Here is a 596-nt window from a genome sequence, read left to right as displayed (position 1 = left end):
TAGACTGCATGGATATGAACGAGGATGGGCTGATGGAATATCGTGAGCAGGTGGTGGTGTTCAGGAAGGGCGGTATCAACCATATAGCGCGTATCATCACCTATGTGGATATCAAGAAAGGAAAGATGCCAAAGTTGGTGTCCTTGCTTACCAACGACTTTGACATGTCCATGGAGACTATCGTAGCCATCTACCGCAGGAGGTGGCAGATAGAGACTCTTTTCAAGCAGATAAAACAGAACTTCCCGCTTAGATACTTCTATGGGGAGAGTGCCAACGCCATCAAGATACAGATTTGGGTTACACTCATTGCCAATCTATTACTGTCACTGCTGCAAAGCTCATTGCAGAGGCGGTGGAGTTTCTCAGGGCTGGCTACTATGGTGCGCATTGTACTTATGGAATACCTCAACATGAATAATTTCTTCAACATGCCGGATGCCGACATGAAACTCATGCTTGAAGCAGCGGCTGAATCGCCACCCGAGGTAACAGAAAATGAATAAGGGGGCTTGTCACTAACATGCTGTCATCCGAACTATTGTGTCTCAATGAGTTGGAATGAGGATTTCTATGTTTAGCGGACAGTAATAGTT

General features: G+C 45.8%; 1 pseudogene (only partly in view). It reads left to right on the top strand.

The features are described from left to right. Positions 1-506: pseudogene (locus E0E16_RS12230) on the top strand (IS4 family transposase); it begins 845 nt to the left of the window's first position. Positions 507-596 lie beyond the last annotated feature (90 nt).

It is taken from the genome of Prevotella rectalis, assembly GCF_900607215.1.
GTDB lineage: Bacteria > Bacteroidota > Bacteroidia > Bacteroidales > Bacteroidaceae > Prevotella > Prevotella brunnea.
The sequence above is the reverse complement of the archived record's forward strand: the minus strand, read 5'-3'. Positions and strand labels throughout refer to the sequence as shown.